Raw genomic sequence first — 2188 nt, 5'->3', positions numbered from 1 at the left:
ACCGGGATCCGGGGTGACCGGATGTCCCGGAATCCGTGACCGGGTCAAATCGGAGTCACTGACCGGATGTTATCGGAATGCCTGACCGGATGGCCCCGGAACGCGCAGTGGTATCTCCATCAAGTCGAGCGCATATGGAAAGCATCGCTGTCACGGCGAAGCCGATCCGGAAAGCTGACTTGGGACCGCATGGGACAGGTGTTGAACCGATACCCGTTGCCGCCAACCCGGATCGTGCATCAATGGAGCCGTGCCTGAGCGAAACTGGTCCATGAGGAACCGGATGCGGGAAATCCGCACGTCCGGATCTGTGAGGGACGGGGCTCGGCAACGACCCCGTCTACTCGGCACAGTGCGGGCAGGACGGGGCCCGGCTTGCGATCGCCCTGGTAGAGCTGGTTGTATCCGGCATAGGCATCCGCCTGCAGGATGTCCTGCCACCCCTTGAGATGCGCAGCGGGATGTTCCCCGCCCCGGTCGCGGGAGAACTTGAAGACGACCGCCGGCGGGGCGGCTCCGGAGAAGGGGCGGTCATCGCGGACATAGGTCCAGAGCCGCGCGGTCTTCGTCCCGCCGCGGGCCAGCAGCGGCACTGTCGTGTCATCGCCATGCAGGCGTCCGGCGGCCAGGACATGCGCCTCGATCAGCGCGCGCAGCGGTTCCAGCAAGGCAGCCACGGCGCCCACCTGGTCGGCCAGTGTCGAGAGGCTGAGCTCCACGCCTTCCCGGGCATAGCGTTCTGCCTGACGGTTCAAGGGCTGATGCTGGCCGTACTTTTCGAAGACGATCATGGCCAGCAGGCTGGGACCGGCCCAGCCCCGCGGGACCGGATGGAACGGCGCCGGGGGCTGGCTGATCTTCTCGCACACCCGGCAGGTGAACTTCTCGCGGACGGTCTGGATCACCTTCCACTGGCGCGGGATGACCTCGAGCGTCTCGGTGATGTCCTCGCCCATCTTCACGATGCGGTCCGCGCCGCAACAGGAACAGGTCGTCGGCGCTTCGACCACCACCCGCTCGCGAGGCAGATGCTCGGGGAAGGGCTTCTTCACGGGTCTGCGCCGCTCGAAGCCCGCCACCTTCGTCGTCTGCCCTGCCGCCTGTCCGGCCCGGGCCGTGTCCACGGCGGCGTCGGCCACCAGCTCCTCGAGCTGCAATTCCAGCTGGTCGATCAGCCGGGCTGTGCGTTCCGCGCCATGGCCGTACTTGTCGCGGCGCAGCAGCGCGATCTCGAGCTTGAGCGCCGCGATCATCGCCTCGGAGGTCGAGGCCACCGCGCGGGCCTGGGCGAGCTCGGCCTCGGCGGCCGCGGCACGCGTGTCCGCCGCCGCAAGGGCGGCGCGCAAGCGGGCGATCTCGTCGGCGGCATCGGTCATGGGAGGAGACTATCATGCCGCCCCCGCAGACAAAGGAAAATCACGTCATGGCAGGGCTTTATCCCGCCTTTCCGGGCCTCTGCGTCCAGCGCGGATTGCGCCAGTCGATGTACGCGTCCTCTCTCGGACCGATGGCGTTCGGCCGCTCACTCCAGAAGATAGCCAATCTGGGCCGCAGACACCCGGACAGCCTCGCCGGATCCGCTCGTCGGCCAGATGAATTTGCCCGCTTCGAGCCGCTTCATGTAGAGCGACATGCCGACGCCATCGTGCCAGATCAATTTCACCAGGTCACCCTTGCGCCCGCGGAAGCAGAAGATTTCGCCGCCATGCGGGTCCCGCCCCAGCCCCTGCTGCACCTTGATCGCCAGCGAGTTCATCCCGCAACGCATGTCGGTGACGCCGCCTGCGATCCAGACCGTCACCCCGGCCGGAAACGCGATCATCGGCTGTCCACCACGGAAAGAAGGCGGGCCAGCGCCTCCGGGCACACATTGGCCGGAACCGCAACGCAGCGCCCGTTCCTCAGGGTGATCTCCACCCGGGCTTCCGGGTTCGGCGGCACGGGTGCTGGGGAAGCAGTGCCCTGCGGATCGGCGGCAATCGTCAGCGGGATGAAGGCGGGCGAGCCTGCGCCGCCGAGTTCGCCGTTCCGGTACTGCCGCCGCCAGATGGTCAGCAGCGACCGCGAGATGCCGTAGCGTCTCGAGCTATGGCTGAATTTGGGTGACGCGGCTTGATCAGGCGGCGCGGCTTTCATCGGCGTCAGCCAAGGCGACACCGTCGGTGAATTTGACACCTTCGATCACGCG

The 2188-nt window shown here is 67.0% G+C and carries 2 protein-coding genes and 1 pseudogene; all 3 read right to left on the bottom strand.

The window, feature by feature from the left end:
• Window positions 1-347 precede the first annotated feature (347 nt).
• Window positions 348-1376 (bottom strand): annotated as a pseudogene (locus tag HCC78_RS32180) (IS66 family transposase); the annotation flags it as partial.
• Between the two features lie 146 nt (window positions 1377-1522).
• The gene (gene tnpB / locus HCC78_RS32175) at window positions 1523-1822 is read right to left on the bottom strand and encodes an IS66 family insertion sequence element accessory protein TnpB (RefSeq protein ID WP_172332761.1); all 300 of its coding nucleotides are present in this window, start codon (window positions 1820-1822) and stop codon (window positions 1523-1525) included.
• Window positions 1819-2136, bottom strand: a complete 318-nt coding sequence (locus HCC78_RS32170; RefSeq protein WP_172332760.1) for an IS66 family insertion sequence element accessory protein TnpB — start codon at window positions 2134-2136, stop codon at window positions 1819-1821. Before HCC78_RS32170 ends, tnpB begins: the two co-directional genes overlap by 4 nt.
• Window positions 2137-2188 lie beyond the last annotated feature (52 nt).

Origin of the sequence: Mangrovicoccus sp. HB161399, from assembly GCF_013184745.1 — a bacterium.
GTDB lineage: Bacteria > Pseudomonadota > Alphaproteobacteria > Rhodobacterales > Rhodobacteraceae > Mangrovicoccus.
This window is presented reverse-complemented; position numbering and strand designations above follow the sequence as displayed.

Bases quoted from the DNA above. Each gene is read 5' to 3' on its own strand.
- tnpB (WP_172332761.1), bottom strand. From the start codon at position 1,822: ATGATCGCGTTTCCGGCCGGGGTGACGGTCTGGATCGCAGGCGGCGTC.
- HCC78_RS32170 (WP_172332760.1), bottom strand. From the start codon at position 2,136: ATGAAAGCCGCGCCGCCTGATCAAGCCGCGTCACCCAAATTCAGCCAT.